The sequence below is a fragment of the Anaerolineae bacterium genome (genome assembly GCA_016931895.1).
GTDB lineage: Bacteria > Chloroflexota > Anaerolineae > 4572-78 > J111 > JAFGNV01.
The window spans coordinates 1-25,294 of record JAFGDY010000240.1; the positions used below are offsets into that span (position 1 = coordinate 1).

Here is a 25,294-nt window from a genome sequence, read left to right on the forward strand (position 1 = left end):
GCCGGAATGGTGCCGCTGGCGATGTTCCACAGACGGGCATTGTCGGGATTAGCGGTTATAAACTTGGCAAAATCCCAGGCCACGTTTTGGTGTTGGCTGTTGGGTGAAACAACCAGGCCCCAGCCGGAATCGGCAACAAAAAGAGGCTCGTTGCCGGCCTGAGGCGGCAAGAAAAAGTAATCCCATTCGCTCTCGAAATCGGGGTAATTAGCGCGGCCTTCGGCAATGGCCCAGGCGCCCATTGTTCCGATGCCCACTTTGTCCTGGAAAAAGGCGTCAACAACCCAATTTTCAGAGTCGTTGAACAACACCGGGTCCACCACCCCGGCGTTGACCAGATCTACCATCGCCTGGAGCGTTGCTTTGGCTTCGGGTGTATTAAAGGTGAAGCCGGTCTGGTCGGCATTCCAATAATCGCCACCCCGCTGCAAGATACCGGCCAAAAAAGCAAACACAACCGGATCCATCGCGGTAAAGTGGAAGCCAGCCGTAGACATCATGCCGGCATCATCGTTTTTGGTCAGGGCCTTGGCGTCACTAACCACATCGGCCATGGTTTTCCACTGCGGCGGGTAAGTCAGGCCGGCTTCTTCGAATTTGGTTTTGTTCACCAACACCCCGCCGTATTCGCAGTTGAATTCTTGCGGCAGGCCGTACAATTTGCCATCGACAATATAACCACCCAGCGGAGCCGCGTAGAATAACTCTTCGGCTTCCGCAATTGACATGACGCTCTCCGGCAGGGGCGCCAGGCGCTCGGCGTATTCTGCCGTCCAGGTGCCAAATAATTGGATAACGTCGGCTTCCTGGCCGGCCGGCATTGAGGTTTGTAAGGTTTGAATGTAGGTGTCATAATCAAAGGTTTCAAGCTTAATCTCTACATTGGGGTGTTCTTGCTGGTAAGCTTTGATCAAGGTTTCAAAGCCGGCAATGAAAGGGGGATTCTGAAGCGCCCAAAACCGCAGCGTCACTTTTTCGGCTGGCGCCGGGGCGGCTTCCTCTTGGGCGGGTTCGGCTGGCGGGGTGGCTGCGTCGCCGCAACTAACTAATAACCAGGCGCTGATTATCAGTAAACTGATAATAAGGATGATATTTCTCTTCATTTTTTATCCTCCAGGTTATAATAAAAGACGAAATTGATTTTAATTGACCATCCTTAAATGAGTAAAAAATTATTGGGATTAACTCACCTCCTTTGATTGGCCTTGATCATCCTGTTATTAAAGGTTATACGGCCAAAAAATGGTAACTATGGGCCTGATCAACGCCCCCATCTTAACACTTGCCGGGCATTGCTATAATAAATTTTTTGCAACACCTCGTCGGGCAAAAACAAGCCGTAAATTCGCCAGCGACTCGGAGCGGGATTGTCGCCGGGTTCGTAGTTAAAATATTCGTCGTCGGTTTCAAGAAAACGATAATAGATACGATAAGTGTCCAGGTCGGCGCCCGCATCGGTGCCAAACAAAATCCGGTTGGCATGTTGAATAAAAAAGCGCCGGGCGGTGTAGGGTTGACGGCCTAATTCGTCAATGCGGGCAGAGATGTCAACGTAAAAATTGGGGCATTTATCCAGCAATTGACCCACCCAGTCCAGATTTTCGGCGTAGCAGCCTACATGCGCGCCGATAAAGGTGACGCCAGGGTGCTGCGCCACCAAATTCGCCAGTTGATTCATCAGAGTTATAAACGCGGGGAACGGCGGGCTGGGAAAATGCCAATCGGGGCGGGCGTGAAGCAAGGCCCAATGTTCGTTGGTGGCATCAAGGGGTTTAAAAAAGGCTACCGGGTCCGCCACATGAATCATCACCGGCAGATTTAACTCCTCGGCGGCTGCCCAAATTGGGTCCAGACGAGAATCATCAATAGGCACCAGCCGGTTATGGTGGTCGCGCACGTGCAGGCCCAACGGTTTCCAGATTTTTAGTCCTGCCGCGCCCCAGGCAACCTGCGCCCGCAGCCGCCCGGCTGCCCACTCGCCAAAACCGTCGCCGTGTTCAGACCAGGCTGACCAGTTAATCCCCCCAAACACGGCAAAGCGATCAGGCGCGGCGGCTTTGAGCTTATCAAGGTGCTGTTGAAGAACCTCTTCGCCCCAACCGCCATCCAGGTCTACAAAAAATCGCACGTTGGCTTGGGTCAGGGCGTCCAGCAGTTCAGACACGGGCCGGTTTATCCAGCCGTCGCCAAATTCTTCGCCTAGGTGGTTATGGGCGTCAATCACCGGATAGCGGGGCGTGGCAATGGGCGTGACGTTGGCGGTTAAAGTTGGGCAAGGGCGGTAGTCGCTCAATAACATCAAAAAAACTTACTTTCTATACCGCTAAAAAATCCTGACTTTTAGTGTCAAACCAATGTTTGAATTCCCGCCGACTATCCTCAATCAGGTTTAGGACAATTTTTTGTTCGGCTTGGTCGGGAGAAGCCACAGACCATAAGGGTTTTAGCCAGGTGGATAGGGGAATTGTTAAATCTAGTACAGTGTGGTTTATGGCCGAGCCTTGAGTAGACATGGTCAGCAGAGCGGCCACAACGCCCAGAGCATAACGACGCGGCGTAACTCGCTGTTGTAACGCCAGGCGGATTGTCCCCAGCAGGCGGTCGTCCCAACCAAGTTTCCGCTGCGGGTCGCGGGTCACCCGTTCTACCGTATCGCCCAGATAGGGGTTGGTCATCCGTTCCAGTAAATCATCGGCATATTGTTGGTAGCCGGCGGTGGTAAACAGAGGATCAAGATCACCATATTTGCGTATCAATGTCTGGCCCGATTCTTCGATGAAAGCGGCCCGCAGAAAATTCATTACCTTGGGATTAGCCCGTAAATCGGCTACGTAAGATACGCCCAGCACCGCGCCCAGGTAAGCGGCCAGGGCGTGGGTGGCGTTGTGGCCGTAGAGTTTGGCTTCCTCAAACGGCAGCAGGTTGGGCTTTTCTTCAAAAACCTCAATGCCACGTTCAAAACCATGCTCAAATCGGATATTTGAGATGAGAATGCGATTGAAACTCTCAACCAAAAAAGCATGGCTTGCGCCGGGGGTAATGGGGATCAGGTGGCGTTTAGAAATTTCATTCGGATCGCTCACAATGCCACTCATTTTGCCGATGACTGTGTTGAGAAAACAAACTCGGCTACAAACCGCTGCCTGTTCAACGTCCGGAATCTGGGCCAATATTGCCTCTTCCAGAATTTCGGCGGCATGATTGTGGTTTTCGGCGGTATAAACTACGGCCGGCGGGCCGCCATGCGCTGCTTTAAGCCGCAAGCCCTCGGCCAAAATATGATGCAAACTGGCCGGACCTTCCGAAAGGTAATAGGCTACGCCGGGAACAGCCGTGGCAATTTCTTCAGCCTCTGCAATGGCTTCAATCAGGCGTTGGCGGTCACGCTTGAGGGTGGGGTTTTCAATCTGAATGGGGCCGATGCCGGCTTGTTCCACCCGGTTGGCGTGGGCAATGTTCAGCGAAAAATGACCATTGGCTCGGCGAATAGCGCTAACAGCCTCCGGCTGCACTTCGGCCACCACCAGCCGGCCAAAATTGCCGGAGCGGAAAGCTTCACCAAGGAACAGGCCGGCCTGGATGGCGCCAAAGCCGAGGCCCACATAGATGCGTATTCCTGTTAGGGTCATTGCACCAAGTTCTCCCCTGCCAGATAACGCGGCGGCGTTTTTTAGCTAACCAGGAATTCCGGCAAATAGTCTCGTTCTGCGCCAACCATTTCGTCAAATAGCGCGCGGATTTCGGCCAGCGAGCAGACCGCCGCGGTGAGAGGGTCAACCATGAGGGCATGCACTGCCGCTTCGCGGTTCTGTTCCAAAATTGCCGTAGCCACCAGATCGTGGAAGGCCATATGCTGCTGATCCAGATTAGCCAAATGAGTAGGCAGCGGGCCAAAGTGGGTGGGCTGGATGCCTTTGCTGTCTACCAGGCAAGCCACCTCAACCACGCCGTTGCGGGGCAGGTTATCAATCAAGCCCGTATTGCCCACATTGCCGTAAATTACCGCCGGAACATTGGTGGTTATGGCCTCAATAATGTAAGAGGCAAATTCAAGGCCACGCTCCAGGGGGTATTCTTCTTTACCGGACAGGCAATCGCGGACACTCTGGTCGCCTTCAGCCCGTTCAAGGGGCCAAATGCGGGCATAACCACCACTTTCGCCCAGCAAATAGCCGGTACCCATATATTTTTCAACCAGGTTGGGCCGCTTGCGGAAATAGGCGGTATATTCTGAAACATGCCCGCTGGATTCGGTGGGGAAAGCGCCTAAATGGCGCATCATCTCAAAGCGCACCGGGTCTTTTTCGTAGATTTCGGGGATCTGGCAACGCTGGCGCAAATAAGGGTAAAGGTCCTGGCCGTCGTGCTCAAGCTTGACAAACCAGGCCAGGTGGTTAATGCCGGCCGCCCGCCAATCAATCTCCTCGTAAGGAATAGCCATATATTCGGCTAATTCGTGCGAGGTATTCTGAATAGAGTGACACAGCCCCACGATTGGCAGTGAGCAAGCCCGCAAGCCGGTTAGCACGGTCAGGGACATCGGATTGGTATAGTTCATCACCAGGCTGCGAGGGGCCAGGCGCTCAACATCACGCACAATATCTACCCAACTGGGTAAAGTACGCAGCGCTTTAAATAAGCCGCCCGGCCCTATTGTATCGGCAACCGCCTGGTCAATGCCGTATTTAAGAGGAATTTCGTAGTCGAGACGCACGTTGGGTAGGCCGGCTACTTCAATCATATTAATCACATAATCGCTGCCGGGCAGCATCTCGGCGCGATTGGTGCTGGCTTCAACCGTCCAATGCCGGCCGGTGCGCTCAATAAGAAATTCAGCCATTTGATGCGCCAATTCCAACCGCCCGGCGTCTATGTCTACCAGCGCAAACGTGCCTTGTTCCAGCGCCGGAGTAAGCAAGATGTCCTTCATTAATTCGGTTGAAAACACCATGCTTCCGGCGCCAATGAATGTAATTTTTACCATCGAATCATCCTTTCAAAGCAACAGGTAACATCAAGTCCAGAGAAGCATGCGTTGCTGGCTGCGGTTACAAAAGGTCAACAACTTCAAGTTCCAACTCATAGCGACAACTTTCACCGGGTATCAATTCAGGCAAATCGTTGTTGGCGCGGGCGGCGGCGCGGCCATGCATACCGCTGCTATTGGCCGGTTCTACGCCCAACACGTAGGTTCCCCGCCCCATCATCTTCCACTCAAACAAATGGGGCAGATTGGCTTTAGCGTAAGTCCAGCGTAATCCCAGCCCCAGAGCAGGGTTTTCTACCTCAATTTTGACCTGCCCTGCCGTATCGGCTGCCGCCGTATGGTGAAAAACCTGTTCCCGATACCCTTCGGTTGGCGGTTGAAAGTTCATCCAATCGGCCAGACCGCCCTCGGCCTCGGCGTCACGCGGAGCAGTTTTCTCTACTTCAACCCGCAAGTGGGCGGACTCGCTGAGCAAGGGAAAACCCAGATTAAAGTGGTATAAGATCATGTGCGGTTGGGGAACAAACCCTTCGTTTGCAACCACATCTTCAAGCCGTATTTTATTGGAATCTAACGCCGTTGTGATACGCCGCCGCAGCACAAGGTTTTCCCCGAACACTCGCGCCTGGCGCACCTCCCCGGTAATTTCCAACTCATATTGATCTCCCTGCCAGACGGCCCGATGGTTCACATAACGGGCGGGCAAATTACTGACCCGCCCGTGCAGACCGAATGTTTCACCTTCATCGCTGCAAGGGTAGCCAAACTGGTCCAGCCCGCCGGTTATCAGCAGCCCACCCTGAAAGGAACGCAGCCACCCTACGCCTTCAGGTTCGTAGTAGGCGGGGTGAACATCGCCTACCGGAGAGGCCCAGGCCAGGGAAATACCTTTGTAGTGACAGGCAGAGATGTCGAGCGCCCGGTCGGCCAGAACATTAAAGGACAGACCTGTGCCGGTCCACACCTGAAGCATACGGCTGCCGCGGGCCAAACCGTCGCCGGCCTCCATTAATTTAATTCCGGCCACCTGGTCGGGATGCCCCACATAGGGTAACAGCGCCGACCGGTGCAAATTAGACAGATATGACCGATTCATGATCACCTCCACTTTATAGAGCAATGGCCTTGATGTCGGTCAACTCGCAAAAAGCCAGTAAATCTTCATACAGATGAACTCCATAACCGAGGATGGCATACTCGTTACCCCAGGCTTGAATCAACTGGTCAATTTCACAGTGAACCGTCACAAAAGCGTGGGGCCAAAACGGAATGCCACATTCCCGGCGACGTTCTTCCAATTGTTCGGCTGGCGGCTCAAAAACAGAACACCTGGCTACAACCATTTGAAACTCGCCTTGATAGCGGCCCAGGTGAGCCAGTACTCCCTCACCGGGCTTGCACACCAACTTAACCGACAGCCCTCCCGCTTCCCCCTCGGTGGGGATACCGTGTTCGGCAAAACCGGCCGGGCCGGCCTTACCGGCCAGCGAGGGAGGGCATGTGCCGTCGCCAATGATCTTGATTTCTTTCCTGATTCGGTCAAAATGTTGCAGATCGCCGTAATAAACCCGTTCCTGGCTCAAGTCGGTGATAAGTTTTACAATCAAAAATGTGTTAAAGTCACTTAACGTAGAGGTGCCTACGCCTTGCTCCAGCATCAAACTCTGGGCCAGGCAAGTGGCGCTGTAATCATCGCCCAGGCCGGGGAAGGATTGAATGGTGTAACCTTCCCAACCTTCTTTTTTAACAATTTTCTTGACAGCCAGATAAAGCCGGATGGAGCGTTCGGCTGTTTCGTCATCAGGCAGGGGGTCTGCAAAAAGCGGCTGAATTTCCCGGCGGGCCTGCTCGATTTCAGACGGGGAAATTTTTTTAGCGGTTTCAATTAATTCGGTGGTATCATGGGTGTCAATATCTATGCCAAACATTCTCATCCATTGAGAGGGATCGGCCACGCCGCAAGTTTGGCCCATCCCGCGCCCGCCAAAAGCGCCAACCGTACTCATATTGAGTCGATTCTTTTCGTGGCCGGCCCGGCAATAGGAAACAATTCGGCCTATCTGTTCGGCATCGTTGCACACGCCATAAACAAAACGATGCTTAACGCCGATTTCCTTGAGCGCGCCGTGCATTACCAGGCCGCCCACGGGCCGCCACCCCTGCGAGCCGGGATGGGTCCAGATGACAATGCCTTTACCGGTCAGGGCAAAATCGCGCAGCGGTCCGGCCAAATGAGCCGCCCAAACCCATGTGCCCGAAAACAACACCAGAGCATCTACATCATCCATCTTTTTGAATTTAGAAAAGCAAGCCCTGGCCTCCAACCTGGAGGCGATAATGACATCGTGTTCAACCAATTCTAAGCCAGCCTGCCGCAATGCCTGCTTGGCCTGCTGAATGAGTTCATTATCAATAAAGGGCATCCCCAACGGGTCAAGTAAGCCATCTTTATGAACGCCATAAACTATAAAGCCAACTTTAGGTTTAATCATCACAATGTTCTCCTTGACTGGTACAATTTATGTTGTACTGCATAATAACAACTTCTTCGCCACGATATGAGGTATGTTCAAGAAATTGCCACCCCAAACGGTTATAAAAATTCATTTTGTTGGGGGTAAACAGGTAAATCCTGTCTAGCTTCAATACTGCTGCCTCTTGCATAACAGCGCGTACCAATCTGGACCCAATGCCTTTATGTCTAAATTCAGGCGCAACATATACGGCGGCCAACCACGGCGACAGGTCCGGTCGAGTGGTCATATCATGCGGATCAATACTGGCCATACCCACAAGTTGTTTGCCAACTACGGCGACAAAAGTTTCCGGAATGTGATGATAAAGGGTTCTTTTTTTAAAGGTTGAAACTATCATCTCAAAAGTGATTTCCGGTAACAGATGTCCCCATTCCTGTTGCGCCCAGCCCGCCAATAGGGGTATGGCCATTGTGTGTTCAGCCAGATGCTCTATTCTCACCTCGGCCAATTTTCTTTCCTCCAACGTTTTTATCTGTCAAAAACCAGATCCGTGTAAAAACGACAACGGTCGCCCCGCAAGAGGTTGGTCAGGTAGGCTGCCGGTTTATCTGCTACTTCAAAGGCAATATGCTCCACCCACAAGGCAGGAAAACCACCTTTGCTTCCCAATATTTTGGCTTCTTTGTCTTCTAAAATTACCGGCTCAAACGTTTCCCTTGCCCTGACAATTTTGACATCGTAATGTTTGGTTACAAATTTGTGCGGCTCTTCCAGGCCATCATAAGTTTCAAGCAAATCGGGAAAACGCGTTGCCGAAAAATAGGAAGTCTCAATCAAGATTGGTTCTTCATTAACCAGCAATAAACGTTGCAGCCAGACTGCTTGCTCTGTGTCAGCAAGGGCCAGTAACTTGGCAACATTTGGTGGTGGAACAATATATTGCTTACCTATTAGTTGGACATTGGGTTTCAAACCGTTTCTTTTGATAACATCCGAAAATTCCATCAAACGCAGCACGCCTTGCTCGATTTTTGGCGGGGCCACAAACGTTCCTTTTCCTTGCACCCGGTACAAAATACCTTCCTTAACTAGATTATCTATCCCCTGGCGTACGGTAGCTCGACTGACATTGAATATGTTCATCATCTCCCGTTCAGAGGGGATACATTGCCCAACCGTCCACTCGCCGCTTTGAATTTTGCTGCGGATAATATGTCCCAGACTATGGTAGAGCGAACTGGGGCTGGTATGCACCGCCGCAATTTCGTCCAATCTGATTTTTGCCTGTTGGCTCATTTTTATTCACCATCCTGTAGGGGTATTAGTTGTTTAATTGTTAGGTCATCAGGTCATTAGGTTGTCCGTACCAGTTATATTTTAGCATACTTGTATTTGGCTGTCAAGTCGGTTATTAGCCAGCAGTAATTCTCAATATGATTTTTTAGCGGGTATCAGGGTTGAGTTCAAGTTGTTGGATAATAAACTCCGGGAGGTGTTGCCAACTCTTGAAATAGAAGTAACGGGTTAAGACGCGGATATCATTGAAAAAGGTCTGGCGAGTAGCCAATTCTTGTCGTAACAAGTTAACGCATCCCATTGATTCTCAGCCGAAGTATTCGTACAATATTTGGCAATATGCCGAAATCTGGGGTAGAATACAACCAAATTCTATGCCCAAAAGGTATCATTGAAATGACCTCACAACTTCCCCCCCTTGCAGACATTCCCATTCCCGATAGCATCCCGGAGGATTCTCACTGGTGGTTTGCCAGCCGCACCCGCGCCCTGAATGCGGTGATTGAACCGCTATTGCCCAAAACGCCGGATTTCCGCTTGCTGGATGTGGGCTGTGGGGCCGGCAATATGATCCATCATCTCAGCAAATACGGCCGGGTCAAAGGATTAGAGATTGACGCCCGTCCGGTAAAAGTGGCGCGGCAAGAACGCGGCTACGATGTAGACCTGTTTGACGTGACCCAGCCCATGCCGTTTGATGATAACTCTTTTGACGCCGTGACCGCGCTGGATGTGATTGAACACAACGAAGATGATATGGCTATTCTGGCCGATAGCTATCGCATTCTCAAACCGGGCGGCCATATGATTATCACCGTGCCGGCTTTTATGTTTTTATGGAGCCACAACGACGACATCAATGCCCATGTACGCCGCTACACGTCGGATGAACTCAAACAGAAACTCGCCCAAACCGGCTTTGAGGTCAGCCGCGTTACCTACAACAACTTTTTTGTTTTCCCGCTGGCGGCGGCGCTCATTTTGCTGCGGCGCTCTTCCAAAGCCGAACCCGAATTGGCCTCGCATCACTTGAGTGAAGAAGAGTATCAGGTGGAAATGGAACCGGCCTCGCCGCCGGTCAACGCTGTGTTAACGGTTGTAGGCCAGGTTGAGGCCGGTTTGATCCGCTATGTCAATTTACCGTTTGGTACCTCGCTGATTGCGGTGGGCCAAAAGCCCAAGTAGTAACTGAGGAGGCGTAAAAATGGCTAAATTAAAAAACGGTCCCGTAGAAGATTTTGTACTGACCGATTGGCTCAAAGAAGGCGCAAAGGGAATGCACCACAAAATGGAAGAAAAGCGGGGGAAGATGAAGCGAAGATTCCAAAATCGTACCCGCAATTTTGATACAACTGAATTTCGCAGCCATCTGCGTCAAGCCCGTAAAGAACAGTTGCTGGCTGTGCGCAGTCTGGTTGATAGCGCTCTGGAATGCATCAAGGGCGAAGAGATTGGTCAGAAAGCGCCGCAGTAATCACACACTCAAAATTTTCTTCACCCACACCCGCAAATCTCTGATGCCCTGCACATGCATTTTATGCCCCACGTTGTACTCAGCGTAAGTCACTTCCGCCCCCAATTGGGTGTAAGTTTCACAGGCTTGCTGCGCCTCACTTAAAGGCACAATTTCATCGCGGGTTCCGTGCGCAATAAACACCGGCAACCCGTTCAAGGATATTGCTTGCGGAATCAACCCCGGCAACTGGAACCCCATTCCCAAAAGCAAAGCCACCCCCATCACCAATTCCGGCCGGGCCATCACCAGACTATTGGCTACGGCTGCACCCTGGCTAAAACCAATCAGCAGTAACCGGGAGGAGTCAACCGGATAAAGTTGGGACAAGCTGGTTAAAAAATCTTCCAATTTGGTAATGGCAGTTAATAGCGACTCCGGGTCTGTCAGGTGCAGGGGGTCGTCTCGGTAAAACCAGGCGTAGCCGCTATTTTTTAGTTCAAGTGGGGCGCGCGGCGTCACCACAGCCACATTGGGCGGCGGCACCTGCTTAAAAAGCCACATCGAACTTTCATCGCCGCCCCAGCCGTGCAGCATCACTATCACCGGCACGGGATGAGCCGAACTTGCCTCTTGCGGCAATCGCACACAGTGAACCAGGCCGCTGGTGGTGGATTCATGGCAGTCCGGTCCGGCCCAATCCACCGGGCCGGCGCTGGCGGGTAAGTCTGGTTTGTTTGACATTTCAGTCCACCCTAATGATCATCCAGTTGAAAGTAAAACCTTAAGCACGCCCGGCGCAGCGGCGCGTTCAAACGCGGCCACCGCCTCATCCAGGGGAAAGGTGTCGTGGATGAGCGACTCTACATCCACCAACTTCTGTTCCAGCAATCGCAGCGCCGGGGCAAACGGGCCGCAGCGCGAGCCGAGCAATTCAATTTCATCCACCACAACCATACTCATATTGAGCGATAGATCGCCATGATAGGTGCTTTTTAGAATCAACTTGCCGCGAGGCCGCACAAGCTGGCGGGCGGCGGCAAAACCTGCGGCGTTGCCGGTGGCCTCAACCACAATATCCGCGCCCGGTTCAAGTTTGTCATCCGTGGTTTGGGTACGAATGCCGCGTTTTTCCAAAATAGTCAATTTGTTGGGATACCGGCCCACCACCAGTAAATCGCAGCCGGTCAGTTGGAGCACTTGGGCAATCAGCAATCCCAACTTACCGTCGCCCAACACCACCACCCGGTCGGTGGGCCGAACGTGGCAACGCTCGGTGATTTCGCAGGCGGCGGCCAACGGTTCGGTAAATACGGCCCATTCATCAGGCAATGAGTCGGGCAAGGGGTACAGTAGGTGGGTGGGTAATGTGAAATAATCGGCAAAAGTACCGTTGCGCCGGTCAATACCCAAAGTGGTGCGCCGGGGACAATGGGTGGGGTCGCCCCGCCGGCAGGTGTCACACTCCCGGCAGTAGGCGTTGATCTCGCCCACAACGCGCTGCCCGATCAACTCTGGCGCATCAGCGGCGCGAATCACTTCGCCCACAAACTCGTGGCCCATCACGCCCTGAAAGCCCATATAGCCGCGCATGATCTCCAGGTCGGTGTTGCAGATACCGGCCAGACGGGTACGAATTAAGGCTTCGCCCGGCGGCGGTTCAGGCTCCGGCATATCCGCTCGATACTGCAAGGTTTGGTCAAAATAGAGCGCGCGCATGATCACCTCCCCATCATAAAGATTGGAGAGCAAACCGGCTCTCCAATCTTTTATCTCTTATTCGCCTACTTAATCTCAAGCAATTCTACTTCAAAAATCAAAGTGGCGTTGGGCGGAATAACACCCCCTGCGCCACTTTCACCGTAGCCTAATTCTGGGGGGATGACCAGTTGGCGTTTGCCGCCCACCTTCATCGTCGCCACCCCTTCATCCCAGCCGGGAATAACCTGCCCCATGCCCAGGTTAAAGTCAAACGGCGTGCCCCGGTCAAGCGAACTGTCAAACTTGGTGCCGTTTTCCAGCCAGCCGGTATAATGCACCACCACCTGCTGCCCTTGCTCCGGCGAGTCGCCGGCGCCTTCGGCAAAATCATAATATTTCAGGCCGCTCTCGGTGGCGGTGTAATCGGCTTCATCCACCTCGGTGGCAGCGGTAGGAGCGCCGGGCAAAATGTCAAGCAGTTCCACCTCAACAATCATGGTGGCGTTGGGCGGAATAAGGCCGGGCACACCCTCTTCGCCAAAGGCCAGTTCCGGCGGCACAACCAGTTGGCGTTTGCCGCCCACTTTCATGGCCGCGATTCCTTCATCGGTGCCGGGAATAAATTTTCCGGCCCCAAGCTGGAAGGTTATTGGCTGGGCTCTGTCCAAAGAGCTGTCAAACCGGGCGCCATCTTCCAGCCAGCCGGTATAATGAATGCTGACAATTTGCTCCATTTCACTTGTGTCGCCGCTGCCGGTTTTAAGGTCGTAATATTTTAACCCTGCCTCGGTAACCGTGTAATCCGATTCGGCGACTTCAGCCGGAGAGTCAGGGGCGCCGGGCAAAATGTCAAGCAATTCTACCTCAAAGTATAACCACGCGTTGGGCGGAATAACGCTGCCGTCGCCCTGCTCGCCAAATCCCAATTCTGGGGGAAGGATGAATTTGGCTTTGCTGCCCGCCTGCAATAAAGCAAACCCTTCATCCCAACCGGGCATGATCCTTTCTTCCCCTATTGGAAAAGCCAGGGGTTCGCCAAACTCGTATGAATTTCCCAACGAGGTGCCGTCGGCCAGCCAGCCATTAAAATGCACTTTAACCACTTCGCCTTTTTGCGGAGTGGGGCCAGAACCTTTGCTGACAATCATATATTGCAAGCCGCTATCGGTGGTGATCATGTCTGCTGCCGGGAAATTGGCTTCTATTTCGGGGTCGAGCGAGATTTCTGTTGACTCATCAACCGGCGCTATGGTTGCCACCGACTCAACCTCGGCGATTGCGCCGGCTTCTTCGGTGGGGGCAATCGCTTCAGTGGCTACATCCGGGGTGTCTGTTGGCTGCAATTCGGCTGTGGCCGGCGCGCCGCAGCCCGCCAGTAAAACAGCCAAAATTACAACAAGATAATAAAATTTCATAACAATCTCCTTGTGAAGTTAAAACATCCAGAAATAATAGCGGAAGGGGTCAAATTATCCAAATGCGTTTGACCCGAATCATTCTTCGTTCAGGCGCGCTTTTCAATTGCAGGCCGATTGAGGGAAAATGTTCAATTGGGCCATTGGTCAGGCCGCAGCGGCTATGGCCGGTGAAAGGCTAAAACAAACTCATCTGCTCCGCGTCGGCCGTGTCTGGTTTTTCAGACTGGCGGGCAATTGTTATTTCGGCCACAAGTTGGGGTAATTTTTGAAAATCTTCGGTGATCAGGGGACGCCACTTGGCCTGGTGCAAGGCTGCGGCCGGATGGAACATAGGCACCACCAGCCGGTTGCCGACCCGCCGGGGCTGGCCGTGAAGCTGGCTGATGGAAGCGCCGGGGAAATAACGATACATTGAAAAGCGGCCCAGGGTGACAATCACTTTGGGATCAATCAACTCAATCTGTCGATCCAGGTAATCTTTACAGGCCGCCAATTCTTCGGGCTGGGGATCGCGGTTGTTGGGCGGGCGGCATTTGACCACGTTGGCGATAAATACATCCTGGCGTTGATAGCCGGCGTCGTGGAGCAACTGGTTAAGAAATTTACCCGACGCTCCCACAAAAGGCCGGCCTTGTTTATCTTCGTGAAAACCCGGCCCTTCGCCAATGAGCATGATGTCGGCCTGGGGATTGCCTTCGCCGGCCACGGCTCGACTGCGGCCCTGTTGACTCAAAGGGCAGCGGGTGCAATCGTGCACGGCGCGGGCTATTTGGAGCAAATCCATTTCAGACACCGGCGGCAGGTCAGTCGGGTCTACCAGGGCGATGGGATAATCTCGCACCCATTCTTTGCTGCCGCTGGCTTGCCGAAACCACTCGCCCGCGGGGCTGAGCATCCAGGTATCGCTCCATTCATCTTTTAACTGCATTTTGCGCAGCGTAGCATCCCGCTGCGCCTCGGTGATTTCACCGTTGGCGCAACGGGTTTTGACTGCTTCAACCTGGTTTTGAAAGTCAACAAACAAATTGGGCATGAGGCAAGTTAGGGCCTAACCAGTGAAATTCTTGCACAACGAACAAGAATTCCCAATAGCACTTTCTTTTTGGTTCCGGCTTTGTCCGGGTTAGGAAGATAAAAATGGGAAAGTTAGAAGCGTTGGGGCCAACAACGCCAGGCAGAATAAAACCAACCTTCTCATTTCAAACTGCTTATGTTTATTGTTTGGCCCCACATTCCGGGCAGAATTTGGCCCCGCTTTCCAATTCGGCGCCACATTGGCTACAGAACTTTTGGGTTTTAATTGGCGCGCCGCACTCGCTACAGAATTTGGCGTTGGGTTTAAGCGTGGCCCCGCAGTTGGGACAGCCGGCGCGCCGGTCGTCGCCCTCGGTGTACTGACTCACGTCATATTGCCGCTCGGTGACTTTTTGGCGCGACTGGTCGGCGATGGCCTGGGCCTGGGCCTGGCTGGCGGTAACGGCTGCATCGGGGGCGCAGTTCAAGCATAAACCCCGGCTCTCATTCCAACAGCGTTTGCGGCAAACCCATTCGTTGCAGGCGGGACACTGAAGAAAATATTTTCGGACCTCGGTGATGGCATCCTTAAAGCCCTGGTCGTGCGCTCGTTCCCAGGCCACCGAATGTACCCGGTCGGTGGCCTGGGCAATATTGCTCACCAGCCCGCCCAAAAAACTACCGGCCACATCCATTGCTTCTGATAAGAGGCCGGTTTCAGAGGCGTCAAAGTGGGAGCGATAACCGCTATGGCAGCGCTCGCAGTAAAATTCCCATTGAAAGCCCCGGTCGGTGCTCAGGTCTCGATAGTTGCTGGTAAATTCAATCAGCTCGGTCATGGTTCGTCCTCATAATCGTATAACATGAAAAAATATATCAGTATCCAGATTCTAATCCAATTCTTCTTTTTTGTCTATCTTGATTTGGGCCAAATGTTGGCCCAGCGTAGCCTGGCGTTGGCTAAGCATGGCCTGATAGTCAAGCGAAGCCAGGGCAGAGGTAGTTAAAATAAGAGCATCTTCGTGATTATCGTCATAGTAACGGGGCCGGCGCCCGACCTCTTGAAAATTGTATTTGTGGTACAGCGCCAGGGCAGTTTGGTTAGAGGGGCGCACTTCCAGGGTGGCGACGAGGGCGCCCAAGGCTTGCGCTTTTTTCAGCAAAAACAGCAGCATCCACTCGCCCAGGCCCAACCGCCGCCAATCCGGATGGATAGCCAGGGTCATCAGGTGCGCTTCATCGGCCATGAGCCAAAAACCACCCAGGCCGATGAGGGTTGTTTGGGTGGGGACGGGAGGACGGGTACGCAAGACAAAATAATGAGCTAACTTGTTTTGCTCGAGTTCGTAGGCGTAGGCTTTGCGGGGCCAGGGCATGGTGTAGGCGGCTTGCTCCACCGCCATTACCTGGGGAATATCGGCGGGGCGCATCGGCTCAAGGCAAAAGGGTAAGGCTTTATCACGCACAACCGGCCTCACGGCGACGACAGGTAGATAGGGGCCAGCGCATCGGGATCGTCCTGGAAACTTTCCTCCAGGCGAGCGGCGGCAATTTCGGCCAGGTAACCGGCTCGCCGCAGCCGGGCGGCCGGTGAGACCACCGTGGCTTTGTGTTGGGAGTCGCGCCACAAAATTTGGGCGGCCTCCTGGTCAATCTCGCCGGCGCATAGGGCTTCTTGGTCAATTTGCCGGGCCAGGGCCGCAAAATTGGTCAAGCCCGGTTCATCAAGCGCCTGCCAATGGTCGTCAACGCGGGTATAACAGGCGGCCAGAATCCGGCCTCGCCCGGCCTGGACAATGGCCCATACCGGCAAATTGTCTGCGCGGAATGGATAGGCCACAATCTCCAGGGTAGGTACGCCCACCACTGGCAGTTTGTGGGGCAGGGCCAGGCCCTTGGCCACGGCCAGGCCAATGCGCAAGCCGGTAAAAGACCCCGGCCCCAACGAGACGGCCAGCGCCGTTAGATCGGCCACTTTGAGATTGGCCAATTTTAACATGCGGGCCAGACGCGGCATCAACTCAACCGTGTGCTTGCGGCCGGAAAACCACGACTCTTCAGCAAAAATACTGTCGGGGTTGGCCAGGGCCAAACTGGCATATTGGGTGGCAGTGTCTATGGCCAGGATCATAAATACAGTTCTTTTGGACTATTGGATTTTAGGGCAGAACAAGCTATGATGTATAGTGTTGCGCAAAAGCAGTTTCCTTAAAAGCGGCCAGTACGGTGACAAAACGTTGGCTGTGCGAACGCAAAACAATGCGGCGCTTGGTTTCTTCCAGGTGATGCAGTTCCACGGTCAGGTAGTCATCCGGCAGAAAATCCTCGGCCCGGTCGGCCCATTCAATCAAGGAAACTCCGGCGCCATACAGATAATCTTCCAAACCAAAGGTAAAAACTTCGGTAGCCTGGTCAAGACGATAGAGGTCAATATGATACACAGGCAGCCGCCCCTGATACTCATTGACCAGGGTAAAGGTAGGCGAGTTAACCGGGTCGGTGACGGCCAGGCCCTGGCACACGCCCTGCGCCCAGCGCGTTTTGCCGCTGCCCAATTCGCCCTCCAAGGCCAACACATCGCCAGGCTCCAGAAATTCGGCCAGGCGCGCGCCCAGGCGGCGCGTTTGCGCCTCGCTATGACTGATAAAATCAAGCGTATTTTGCCCAAAAATTGGCGACATGCGGCAAATTTCCTCATTGGGCATTATACTCTGATTGTTAGAGAGGGACAAAGGCTTTGGCAGAATTATATGAATATGGTATTATTTAACAGTAGCATCCCCAACTGGATGCCTCCCAAATTTTGGGACAGACCTATCTGAGCAAAAGAGGTTTTTCATGCGTTGTCTCCTCATCTCCGATATTCACGCGAACTTGGCTGCTTTTGAAACCGTTCTGAAAGATGCTGAGGGGTTATACGATAAAGTCTGGTGCCTGGGCGACATGGTTGGCTATGGCCCGGACCCTAACGAGTGTGTAGAGTTATTGCTGACCCTGGATCACCTGTGTATCGCCGGTAATCACGATTGGGCCGTGCTGGGTAAACTTGATGTTGACGACTTCAATCCCGACGCCCGTTTTGCCACGTTGTGGACCAGAGACCAGTTGACCGATAAAGTGCGCGATTATCTGAACAACCTGCCGGTGGCCTCTGTTGAGGAGAGCTTGTATACCCTGGTCCACGGCAGTCCTCGCCATCCAATTTGGGAATATATTCTCTACCCTACGGTGGCCCAACCCAATTTCCGGCAGTTCAACACGCCCTACTGTTTTGTGGGACATACCCACAGCCCGATCATTTTTCAAGAGGCCGAAGAACCGGGCGAGATGTGCGAGGCCCTGGTACCAGAATTCAATAACAGCCCCCTGCCCTTGGGCGAACGGCGTTTGATTATTAACCCCGGCAGTGTAGGCCAACCTCGTGACGGCGACGCCAGAGCCGCTTATGGTATTTTAGACGTGGAGACCAACACCTTTGAACATCGGCGCGTTACTTACCCGGTAAGCGTTACTCAGGAAAAACTAAAAGGGTACGATTTTCCCGAACGTCTTTGGAAGAGATTGGCGTTTGGCTGGTAACAGCAACAAACTCTCTTATTTTTGCCAACGATATTCCCAAACAGATATATGGAGAAAAAATGAGAACCACTTTGACCGATTTTGTTAGCTTTCGTTTTCGGGGGATAGGGCTTTTGTTAATTTTGGCCATCTTTTCCGGTTTGACCACGGCCTGTGGCGCAGCTCAAATGTCTGCTACGCCTATGTATGACAGTGTGGCTGAAGAGGCTCCGGCTGCCCCGCCCCCGGCGGTTGAAAGGGGTATGGTTGAACCGGGTTATGCTGGCGAAACAGGCGGCGCAACCTATGGGGATAGCACCGCTCTGGATGACATTTTGACCAACGCCGCGGCTCAGGCCCAGGCGGAAACGCGGGTGATTATTTACACCGGCAATATGTCGTTGGTGGTTAAGGATACCCAAGAGGCCATTAAGGCTGTTACCAACCTGGCTGAGGAAAAGGGCGGCTACGTATCCGGGTCCAATATTTACCAATCTGGCCCGGTGCCGCGGGGGAACATCACCATTCGCGTGCCGGCGGAGCTTTACCAGGAGACGGTGGCCGATTTGCGCGCCCTGGCTATTCGAGTGGAGCAGGAAAGTTCCAACTCGCAGGACGTCACCGAAGAGTACACCGATTTGCAGGCCCGCAAAACCAACCTGGAATATACCGAAGAGGCTTTGCAAGAGTTGCTCGACGAGCGAAAGCGCACCGGCAGCACCAGCGATATTTTGGAAGTGTACCGCGAGTTGACCAACATTCGCGGCCAAATTGAGCAAATCGAGGGACGCTTGCGTTACCTCACCAACCAGGCGGCGCTTTCAACTATTAGCATTGAGCTTATCCCCGATGTATTGTACCAGCCGGTCAGTGTGGCCGGGTGGGAGCCACAGGGGGTGGCCAAAGAAGCGGTGCAGGCTTTGGTGGTCACGCTCCAGGGGTTAGCCAATCTGTTAATCTGGTTCCTTATCTTTTTACTGCCTTTGCTCATAATCTTTTTAATCCCTGTGGTGGTGATTGTTTTGATTATCCGCTGGTGGTGGAAACGACGCCAGGCCAAAAACAAAAGGCAGGCGCAGGCCGAAAAAACAGGCTGAGATTTATTCTCGTTATAAGCCGGTCAAAGCTCCAAATATTAAGGGGATGTTCACCAGCGAACATCCCCTTTTTTGATTTGGGTATGTTAAAAATGGGTCGCCAGCATAGATGAATTAGGGTAGGTTTGACGGTTGTTGCCCCAGGGAAACAAGCCCCTTGGCGCTGGCTTTCTCCAGGAGATGTTGATACTCTGCAAATACTCTCAATAAGTCACGGGTAGTGGCGTCCCGTCTTTGCTCGCGTTCTCTTTGCTGCACCAGCACCATGCGGTTGAAAATTTCTTGCTGCACGCTGCTGGGATTGAGAACCTTTTTAAAGGTGAAAGTATCTTTGGTGCCGGCAGTTTCAATGATCACGGTACCCATATTAATCAAAGCGCTGAAAAGGTCGGGAATTTCGTAGGTGATATTTTGAATATCATCCAGGTTGCCTTCGCTGCGTATTTCGCCGCCCAGGCCAAAGGGACTGCTGGTCACATCTAAGATACGGTTGCGCGTAACCTGGTAAATATCTCTGCGCCAGCCGTCATAAAGCCACAGATACCACAAAAAACTGACCGCCACCGCTATGCCCAGCCCTATCTGGATAAATGGGCCGGCTACCACTCCAAATGGGAACCACACAACTAGGGTGGCCAAAAATAGATATAAAGAAACCAAAAATGCCAGCAGCGGCAAACCAACAGTTTGCAAATATACCCAATAATGTTTGCGCCAGGTAATGGTGACGCCGTCCGGCTCAATGTTTTGCACCCTGGGCCAAAAATAATTTAATACGCCAAATGATGAGCGATACGATTCAGGCCGGGTGGTCATACCTCCCTCTGTTTCGGCGATGGCCAGAATGGTTTCCTCAAGGGTTTCTTCCCAATTCAATTCCTGGGCCAGTAATTGCCGGATGGCCGCTACATGCGCTGCCCGCACCCGCGCCAGGGCGCGTTCTTTTTCTAAAAAAATTTGATCCTTGATTTGCTGGGCCTTGGTAATGCCTTTAATTCTAATATCGCCGGCCCCGGCTGTTTTTATGCGCAAGTGAAAATAATCAAACCGATCCAGGAAACCGGGATAGGCCAACCAGACATCTTGAATGCGGGTCAGCGGCGCTTCGTCCCGTTGCTCGCCATAAAAAAGCCTGCGCTCAATGTGGATAAAACGTTTGGTGGTAAGAATAAAATCATCGTTACGCCAATCAATATAGTGATAAACGGTTAAACCTACGGCCAGGAGGATAAAGGGCAAAATAGCTAAAACCATCAAAAGCAGGTCGCCGGAGGTAACCGAAAAAAAACGGATCCCCACTAACTCCGCAATAATCAGAAAAATAAGGGGCAAAATCAGCAACGTCAAGGGTAAGGAGAGTTTGGCAATAAAGGCCAAAACATGCCGCTTGGTGGAAGCCACCACCACTTCATCCCATTGCCGGCCAGGAAAATCTATGAGCGCGCGTTTAGAGAACTCACTTTCCAAATTCTGGAAATAGGTTTCTATTCTGGGCTGGCGATGAAGCAGCCAATCCCAATCGCCCTTATCAAAAATAGCCACCCGGGCGTCAACCACCACTTCCACCGTAGCCGCCCGCCGTTCATTGGTAAGCAGGGCGCGGGCGCCAATGATGTGGCCGGCATCGTGGTAGTTCAACAGGCGGGGAGGGTCATAATTTACGTCAACAGCCCGTAATTGACCGTTGAGCACCACAAAAAACTCGTTCCCCCGTTGCCCCTGTTCAATGATCCGGGTTCCCTGCTCGCAGAAACGGAATTCGGCTGCCTCGGCAAACCGGGCAAGTTCTTCATCCGAAAAATCGGTAAAAGCCTCTTGGCCTCTGAGAATAGGGAACAGCAAGTTAAGATAGTGTTGTCGGCTTAAATTTGGCATCACTCAACCCATTGGGCACAAATAAACAAAAAATGTTGCCTCAAACCATCTGCGCTAAATAACTGATGATATTTTACCACACATTATCAAAAAAGGGAACAGGTGAGCTATTAACATAATCATAGCGCAACTCTGATTGGTACACCCGCCTATTCCACCGTAATCGGCCAACTATCCAAAAGTACATGGTCTTTAACTATTTTTCCCTTCTCTACCACCGGCAATCGCCCAAAATTGTTGGCGTCATACAGGCCAATTGCCAGCCGGTATTGGCCGGGGGGGGTAGCCGCCGGGACAAACAAGTTGTAACCGTCGGTGATGTACTCGTTGGGAAGCCAGCCGGTGGTGGGGAATTGGCCGCCGCCCGGAAGTTGGTCCTGTTGGGCGATGATTTGACCATCATCATTGAGCAGGTGGACAAAAACAGTCCAACTTTTCTCAGGCGTGGCCAGAGCCTGCCAGTAAAGAGTCAGGGACAGCCACTCGCCGGCCTTGAGGTGGGGCTGGGGCAGGTCCAGGCCGACCAATTGGGCCTGGTGGCTAAAATTAACAGCCAGCTCAATTTGGGGTTCAGGCGCGGCAAAGGTGTGGGGGCGGTCAATGGTGGTGATGGTGGTCAGAAGCAACTCATCCTGACCCTCAACTTTCAACGGCACTTGCGCGGGCGTAGAAACACTGATGACTAAATGATAATCGCCGGGCGGGAGAGTTGGCGGCAAGGATACATCTTGGGGGTCGCGCAGCAATGTGCCCTGCCGCCAATCTGTGGTGGGGCGGAGAGGTTCTTTTTGCTGAGAGAAAACAAACCGGCCGGCCGCATCTTGCAGGTGGAGGGAAAGGGTCAGCGGGCCGGGGTGGTCGGCCAAGGATTGCCAGAAAAGGGTGAGGGGCAATGTTTCGCCGGCTTTAAAGGGGCCGGAACCCAGGCTGTAGCCAACCAGTTTTATCTTCTGGCCAAATAGGGCCGTGGTGATAAATTGGGCCGGCAGAACAGCCGGGTCAATAGCCGGGTGAGGGTCAACCACTTCTATATGGGCCAGGAGCAATTCCACGCCAAGGGGTTGGCCGTTGATGTCAAGCAAATTAAGCGGATGGGCATCGTTGACGCGGCGCACGCTCAACAGCAGGCGGTATGAGCCGGGCGGGGTTCCGGCGGGGATGAGCAGACCATGCCGGTCAATGAGGGTGTCGCCAACGGCCAAATCTGTAAAAAATTCCTGCCCGGCGCAAGGATGGCTGTCGCGGACGGCCCAGGTGCGGCCCCCGGCATCGCTCAGGCGCAGGCTGACCAGGTGACTGCTGCCCAGGCTCTTTTCCTTGCGCCAGGTCAGTTCAACCGGAACAACGCCCCGCCCCGCTTCGTATTTCTGATTGCCCACCCCGGCCACCAGTAAGGTGAGCCGGTTGGCAAAATTGGCCGAAGGGCCGTTGGTAAAGGCGGAAGGAGGCGCTCCGGCCAGAGTCAATTTGGTTTGGGGACTGTACCACTCTAACAGCGCCGGATAGCCCAGGCCGGCAATGGCTGCTTCGGCCTGATCTTCCCAGAGATGGCCCAGGGTTTGATGCGCCGGAAACCAAAGCCGCGGCGACGCGGCAAAGATGCCGGTCAGGTCTTGGACAAGCCGGTTATGGCCGGCCTCCCCGGCCCAATCTTTGCCCCAGCCGGGCACTGAAAAAAGGCGAGGACGAGGGGGAGATAGATAAGCATAATAAAAACCAAGCTGCCACTGGTAACTGGCCAGGAGGGTGTCTTCCGGCGTGGCCCGCCCGGCGATATTTTGAAGCAGGGGGCGATAATCTTCTTGGGGATAGCGGGGAATGCGGTAAAAACTGATCAAACTGACATTAGTGACCAGAAGCATGGCCAGCACAAAGGTGCCAACCAGAATATATTGGCGATCCCACAAAAAGATAATACCGGCGGCAATGAGCAGCCAATAGGCCGGGGCGGCTAACAGGAGCGTCCGCTCAAAGAAGCGCGGCGTAAAGGGAAAGGTCAAGTTAATCAGATAGCCTGCTACCAGGGGGGTAAAGAGATAAAGCGGGAGGAGATAAGATTTGGGTTTTTGAGAGGTGACAACGGCAATAAAACCCAGGGCAGCCATAAAAACAAAGGGCAAAGCCGTCCAGGTGTATTGCTGCAAATAATCGGGCAGATGGCCGATACTGAAAGCAATCAGGTGGTCACCAAAAAAGCGGATGAGGCTGAGCGGCGCATAGCCTTCAACTTCACGCTTGTTGGCAATGTAGTTTTGCAGGCGCGGCCCCAGGTAAATGAGCCAGGGTAAATAAAGCAAGCCCATGTAGACAAAAGGGACCAAGGAGGCCCAAATAGAAGCCCTGGTCAGATATTTTTCATGTCTGCGGACAAAAATGAGTAGGACGTACAATCCTTGGGCCAGGATAATGAAGGCCGCGTAATAATGCGTATACAGGGCTGCGGTAGTGGTCAGGATATAGGCCATCAACCACCACCGGCGCGGCTGCCAACGCCCCCCGAAAAAATTTAAAGTTTTTGACGTTTTTATATTGCCGGGCGTATCATCCGGCCATCTAGTGAAGCAGTAGGCCGATAAGGCGCCCAATAAGGTAACCAGTTCATACATTCGCACTTCTTGCGAATAGTAGATGGCCAACGGCATCACCGCTCCCACCGCCGCCCCGGCCAGGCCAATACGATAGTCGCTGAAAAGACGCCGCCCTAACCCATAGAGGATAGGAATTAACATTACGCCGGTTATTACAGACCAGAAACGGGCCTCTTCTGGCCCTATCCCCACAATAAAGAGCCAAAGTTTTAGCAGGATGTAATAGAACGGGGGATGGATATCAATGGCCGTGAGGGCTAATAATTGAGAAAACGATTGCCCGACAAAATAAAAACTCCACCCCTCGTCGCCCCATAGAGGTTGGAAAGTGAGATGATGCAAGCGCAGGCTAAAACCAAGCAGCGTAAAAAGCAGCAGCCAGTAAATAGGGCGTTTTTGCAGGCGGACGGCTGGTAAACGGGCCAAGATACTCATAATGTTAGAAAAATCTGGGCTGAATTTACCTGATTGTAGGGTAAGAGCGGGGGCTTGTCAAAGGTGAGCGCGGGGAAAAAGAGAGCCTGCCAAAATTCTGGCAAGCCGTTTTAAATAAGCTAGTATTGGATGGAGATTTTGGCAAACGTACTTATTTTACAACACACACGCTTGTATTATTCGCCAGCCTATTTACATCACTGAAAACTGTATCGGTCCAGATAAATTTTTTGAAACATCAATTTTTTGGTTAAAAATCTTTCAACTTTTTCCATCAAAACAGAGGGTCGGAAAGGTTTGGTGATATATTCATCGGCGCCGGCAGCCAGGCCCATTTGAATGTCCTCTCTCTGCCCTCTGGCCGAAAGCAGGATAATGATAATACCGGCCGTAACCGGGTCGGCTTTAATCCGGCGGCAGACCTCTAGCCCATCTATTTTGCTGTTGGGCATCATAATATCCAGCAAGATAATGTCGGGCTGTTCGGTACGCGCTATTTGCATAGCCTGCTGACCATCATCAGCAAATAAGAGGTTGTGGTCGTCCAATTCAAGGGTGATTTTTAGTAATTCTTGCACTTGGGGCTGGTCGTCTACGATCAAGATTTTTTTCATTATGGGGAAAAACTCCTTATCAGGTTAGGATACTGCGCCTTTTAACTTCACTATTTCCTCTCCTCTTTTTTTCTTGAAGTTGATTTGAAAAATGAATTGAGCGGCGCCCAAAACCAAACACAGATCACCCCCGCTCACCGCATTACGTCGCCAGGGTAAAGTGACCGGAATAATATCGGACAAAAGCCGTAAGTTGGTTTGATTATAGGGCAGGATAATGTTTTTACTGCTTGGTGGTTTGGAATATAGCTCAACCGGGCGGCCAGGATGAACAAACTGATAGATTTCTGGCGTAACCGGCATCCAACCCCCATTGGCCACCATCACCGCAGTGTTAAGAATAATTCCCAACACAAACAATTTAATTCCCGGCACATGCCGGTTCAAGAGCAAAAGAAATACCAGGGCAAGCTGCGCCCCAATCAAAAGCGCCGCCTGCCAAACAGCTTGCCCTGATGTATAGATAATGAGTGTGGCTTGCAATATGAATAAAGCAATAACCCCTATGATCACGCTCCACCCCCCGCGATAAGGCAGACGGGCGATAAGGCTTAAATCGCGTTTAAGGAGTAGAGCCAGGATAATCAGAAAAACTATGGCATCAGTTAAAATCATAAAATTGATTTCCAACACCCCAACGAGAATCGCGTAGAGTGGCTCGCATCGAGATCAAGCTTCCAAGAGCCTGTCTGAAAGGCCCGACATAGACTCCATGTTATTTCGAGCGAGATTCCGGGGATTTCTCGGCCTATGGTCTCGAAATGACATATTTTTCAGACGG

General features: G+C 52.6%; 25 protein-coding genes. 4 read left to right on the forward strand and 21 right to left on the reverse strand.

From position 1 onward, the window contains the following. The 9 genes from JW953_18265 to JW953_18305 all read right to left on the reverse strand — a co-directional run. The coding region (locus tag JW953_18265) for an extracellular solute-binding protein (protein ID MBN1994650.1) at positions 1-1,103 on the reverse strand (1,103 nt) is incomplete at its 3' end. A 158-nt stretch (positions 1,104-1,261) separates the two neighbouring features. Beyond that, the gene (locus JW953_18270) at positions 1,262-2,302 is read right to left on the reverse strand and encodes an amidohydrolase family protein (protein MBN1994651.1); all 1,041 of its coding nucleotides are present in this window, start codon (positions 2,300-2,302) and stop codon (positions 1,262-1,264) included. Positions 2,303-2,315: 13 nt separating this feature from the next. Further along, positions 2,316-3,629 carry a hypothetical protein gene (locus JW953_18275; GenBank protein MBN1994652.1) on the reverse strand — a complete coding sequence of 438 codons (1,314 nt, stop codon included), beginning with the start codon at positions 3,627-3,629 and terminating at the stop codon, positions 2,316-2,318. 41 nt (positions 3,630-3,670) lie between these two features. Further along, a complete protein-coding gene (gene melA / locus JW953_18280) occupies positions 3,671-4,984 on the reverse strand; it encodes an alpha-galactosidase (protein ID MBN1994653.1) in 1,314 nt (437 codons plus the stop codon). Positions 4,985-5,048: 64 nt separating this feature from the next. After that, on the reverse strand, positions 5,049-6,083 hold the full coding sequence (locus tag JW953_18285) for an aldose 1-epimerase family protein (GenBank protein ID MBN1994654.1): 1,035 nt from the start codon (positions 6,081-6,083) through the stop codon (positions 5,049-5,051). A 13-nt stretch (positions 6,084-6,096) separates the two neighbouring features. Next, positions 6,097-7,482: a hypothetical protein gene (locus JW953_18290; GenBank protein MBN1994655.1), complete on the reverse strand. Its 1,386-nt coding sequence runs from the start codon at positions 7,480-7,482 to the stop codon at positions 6,097-6,099. Further along, positions 7,472-7,972: a GNAT family N-acetyltransferase gene (locus JW953_18295; GenBank protein ID MBN1994656.1), complete on the reverse strand. Its 501-nt coding sequence runs from the start codon at positions 7,970-7,972 to the stop codon at positions 7,472-7,474. The genes JW953_18290 and JW953_18295 overlap by 11 nt, the downstream gene beginning before the upstream one ends. A 20-nt stretch (positions 7,973-7,992) precedes the next feature. Further along, on the reverse strand, positions 7,993-8,760 hold the full coding sequence (locus JW953_18300; GenBank protein ID MBN1994657.1) for a GntR family transcriptional regulator: 768 nt from the start codon (positions 8,758-8,760) through the stop codon (positions 7,993-7,995). Between the two features lie 145 nt (positions 8,761-8,905). Beyond that, positions 8,906-9,046, reverse strand: a complete 141-nt coding sequence (locus tag JW953_18305) for a hypothetical protein (GenBank protein ID MBN1994658.1) — start codon at positions 9,044-9,046, stop codon at positions 8,906-8,908. 110 nt (positions 9,047-9,156) lie between these two features. On the opposite strand from JW953_18305, the gene JW953_18310 reads away from it, so the two are divergent. Then, positions 9,157-9,945, forward strand: a complete 789-nt coding sequence (locus tag JW953_18310; protein MBN1994659.1) for a methyltransferase domain-containing protein — start codon at positions 9,157-9,159, stop codon at positions 9,943-9,945. Positions 9,946-9,964: 19 nt separating this feature from the next. After that, positions 9,965-10,234: a hypothetical protein gene (locus JW953_18315; GenBank protein MBN1994660.1), complete on the forward strand. Its 270-nt coding sequence runs from the start codon at positions 9,965-9,967 to the stop codon at positions 10,232-10,234. On the opposite strand, the gene JW953_18320 is transcribed toward JW953_18315, so the two are convergent. From JW953_18320 to tsaE, 8 genes are all read right to left on the reverse strand, one after another. Next, complete coding sequence (locus JW953_18320; GenBank protein ID MBN1994661.1) at positions 10,235-10,957, reverse strand: hypothetical protein; 723 nt, start codon at positions 10,955-10,957, stop codon at positions 10,235-10,237. It abuts the gene before it with no gap. Between the two features lie 18 nt (positions 10,958-10,975). After that, on the reverse strand, positions 10,976-11,932 hold the full coding sequence (locus JW953_18325) for an alcohol dehydrogenase catalytic domain-containing protein (GenBank protein ID MBN1994662.1): 957 nt from the start codon (positions 11,930-11,932) through the stop codon (positions 10,976-10,978). Between the two features lie 65 nt (positions 11,933-11,997). After that, on the reverse strand, positions 11,998-13,329 hold the full coding sequence (locus JW953_18330) for an FKBP-type peptidyl-prolyl cis-trans isomerase (protein ID MBN1994663.1): 1,332 nt from the start codon (positions 13,327-13,329) through the stop codon (positions 11,998-12,000). Between the two features lie 178 nt (positions 13,330-13,507). Then, entirely contained in the window at positions 13,508-14,116 is a 609-nt protein-coding gene (locus tag JW953_18335) for a uracil-DNA glycosylase (protein ID MBN1994664.1), read from the reverse strand. 430 nt (positions 14,117-14,546) lie between these two features. After that, the gene (locus tag JW953_18340; GenBank protein ID MBN1994665.1) at positions 14,547-15,185 is read right to left on the reverse strand and encodes a zinc ribbon domain-containing protein; all 639 of its coding nucleotides are present in this window, start codon (positions 15,183-15,185) and stop codon (positions 14,547-14,549) included. Between the two features lie 51 nt (positions 15,186-15,236). Next, positions 15,237-15,812: a ribosomal protein S18-alanine N-acetyltransferase gene (rimI, locus tag JW953_18345; protein ID MBN1994666.1), complete on the reverse strand. Its 576-nt coding sequence runs from the start codon at positions 15,810-15,812 to the stop codon at positions 15,237-15,239. A gap of 8 nt (positions 15,813-15,820) precedes the next feature. After that, entirely contained in the window at positions 15,821-16,477 is a 657-nt protein-coding gene (gene tsaB, locus JW953_18350) for a tRNA (adenosine(37)-N6)-threonylcarbamoyltransferase complex dimerization subunit type 1 TsaB (GenBank protein MBN1994667.1), read from the reverse strand. A 43-nt stretch (positions 16,478-16,520) separates the two neighbouring features. Beyond that, positions 16,521-17,027, reverse strand: a complete 507-nt coding sequence (gene tsaE / locus JW953_18355) for a tRNA (adenosine(37)-N6)-threonylcarbamoyltransferase complex ATPase subunit type 1 TsaE (protein MBN1994668.1) — start codon at positions 17,025-17,027, stop codon at positions 16,521-16,523. 157 nt (positions 17,028-17,184) lie between these two features. Here tsaE and JW953_18360 point away from each other — a divergent pair, with 157 nt between their 5' ends. Both JW953_18360 and JW953_18365 read left to right on the forward strand, forming a co-directional pair. Next, positions 17,185-17,925: a metallophosphoesterase family protein gene (locus JW953_18360; GenBank protein MBN1994669.1), complete on the forward strand. Its 741-nt coding sequence runs from the start codon at positions 17,185-17,187 to the stop codon at positions 17,923-17,925. Positions 17,926-17,984: 59 nt separating this feature from the next. Next, entirely contained in the window at positions 17,985-19,001 is a 1,017-nt protein-coding gene (locus JW953_18365) for a DUF4349 domain-containing protein (protein MBN1994670.1), read from the forward strand. A gap of 114 nt (positions 19,002-19,115) precedes the next feature. Here the strand turns inward: JW953_18365 and JW953_18370 are convergent, their stop codons facing one another. The 4 genes from JW953_18370 to JW953_18385 all read right to left on the reverse strand — a co-directional run bounded on the left by JW953_18370 (position 19,116) and on the right by JW953_18385 (position 25,128). After that, on the reverse strand, positions 19,116-20,876 hold the full coding sequence (locus JW953_18370) for a cyclic nucleotide-binding domain-containing protein (protein MBN1994671.1): 1,761 nt from the start codon (positions 20,874-20,876) through the stop codon (positions 19,116-19,118). A 149-nt stretch (positions 20,877-21,025) separates the two neighbouring features. Beyond that, positions 21,026-23,890, reverse strand: a complete 2,865-nt coding sequence (locus JW953_18375; GenBank protein MBN1994672.1) for a glycosyltransferase family 39 protein — start codon at positions 23,888-23,890, stop codon at positions 21,026-21,028. A 206-nt stretch (positions 23,891-24,096) separates the two neighbouring features. After that, positions 24,097-24,513 carry a response regulator gene (locus JW953_18380; GenBank protein ID MBN1994673.1) on the reverse strand — a complete coding sequence of 139 codons (417 nt, stop codon included), beginning with the start codon at positions 24,511-24,513 and terminating at the stop codon, positions 24,097-24,099. Between the two features lie 24 nt (positions 24,514-24,537). Then, the gene (locus JW953_18385) at positions 24,538-25,128 is read right to left on the reverse strand and encodes a DUF5317 domain-containing protein (protein ID MBN1994674.1); all 591 of its coding nucleotides are present in this window, start codon (positions 25,126-25,128) and stop codon (positions 24,538-24,540) included. Positions 25,129-25,294: the final 166 nt, after the last annotated feature.